1 protein-coding gene is annotated in these 1,651 nt (G+C 36.9%); it reads right to left on the bottom strand.

The annotated features are described in order from the left end of the window. Positions 1-60: 60 nt before the first annotated feature. On the bottom strand, positions 61-1,651 hold a 1,591-nt coding region (locus CIL03_RS19255), incomplete at its 5' end, for a hypothetical protein (protein WP_420855436.1).

Here is a 1,651-nt window from a genome sequence, read left to right as displayed (position 1 = left end):
GTTGTATTAGCGAATACTTTTTACGGAGGCAGGTAGCTCTACCTACAAAGGAATCACTTCTTAATTTGCTTTTTTAATGCCCATACTGCTTGGAAAAGCTTCTGTTTGTTGCTTTAAACCATCTATATATTTATTGTGCAATTTTATAAATCCATCAAAGGTTCGTTTGCATAATCCTCGATTGGTTTTCTTTAAATCAAGATTGCTGTTCATAATTAAAAAGGCACTATACAAATCTCGCTGAATACGATGATGTGCAATGGCAGTCCAGCGCATGCTGAGTTTTTTCTTTTGGTAGGTGTCTGTGATGTGGTTGTATTGACTGGCTTTAAAGGTGTACGTGTTAATTTTATAAATTTCTTTATTCGAATATCCTAATTTTTGGTTAATAATGCTTATCAATAGTGCAGGGGCATACGAACCAATGCTTGTACCAAAACGCTTTTTGGATTGGAGTTTTCCTTTCTTGTTGTGCTTTGTCATCTTAGAGCGCTTGGCTAACCCTTTAAAAGACATCTTTTCAACATAAACTTCATCGCCACATCTTAAAATGTGGTTAGCAATTTTAGAATGTTGTTCTTTTACATAGACACTTCGCTTGCGGTAGAGCTCTTTCAGTTGATACAAGGTTTTTATATAGTTTTTACTACGTTTCCAAACAAGTTTAACACCAGGTTTAATGGTTCCATCTTCATTAAAATTATATGGGTTCATGCTTCGTTTACTGCGATCCAGTTTGCGTAGTAACCTGCGTTTTTCTTGGTCAAACTGGGGAATTTTTGGTGCAAGCGGTTGTAAGAACACTTCGGTTTTCGAACTAACAGCAACCGTGGATGTGCCAATGTCAATACCCACTCTGCCAGACGGTGTTATTTTGTGCCGAAACTCACCTGTAGTATTGATGCGTTTAGCAGGCGGGATGCCAGCCATCACCAGTTGGATATAAAACACATCCTTACCACGAATGACTTTCTTGACAATACGACAATACTTAATGCGATGATTCGCAATGCATTCTTGGGAAAACAAGTCATTCTCTCGAATAATGACAGGAAGTTTTAGTCCAAGCCAATAAAGTGTATTGGCTTCTTTTTTGAAGCGAATGCCTGATGCGTTGGTTTTTCCTTCAACCGAAGTAAGTGTCCCGTATTTCTTAAAGTGAGCTTTATTTCCTTTAAAGAGAGCTTCTTCCATTGATTTACAAACGGCATCTGCAATCTTCTGTCCTGTATGACTATCAATGTGTGTGTTGTAGTTACGTTGGTGTTTTGCAATTACGCCATGAAGTGAAAATTTCGTTAATTGATGCGACTTGCGAAGAGTATTTAATGTTTGTTTCCTAACAGTTAATTCCTTTTTATAGAGTTGTTCTTCTTTTTTTGTTCTTGCTTTCATGAGAAGGGATTTGTATTTTCGGTATTCATGGATGTTTTGGCGGTATTGCTTCGATTCTTTCATGCGTTGAAGTTGCTTCAATGCATACGATAGAGTGGTGTTATATAGTTTTCGAGCTATTTCAAAACGAGTATTCAGAATATGCGTTTGCCACAATTCAGTAGATAATTTGAGTTCTAAGATAAAAGTAGGATTCTTTTCTTTCGCCAAGAAACACCATTCCTTCCGTAGAAACATGTATAAATTCACTATAGCA

The organism is Virgibacillus indicus, from assembly GCF_002266285.1.
In the GTDB taxonomy this organism is placed as follows: domain Bacteria; phylum Bacillota; class Bacilli; order Bacillales; family Amphibacillaceae; genus Virgibacillus_K; species Virgibacillus_K indicus.
This window is presented reverse-complemented; position numbering and strand designations above follow the sequence as displayed.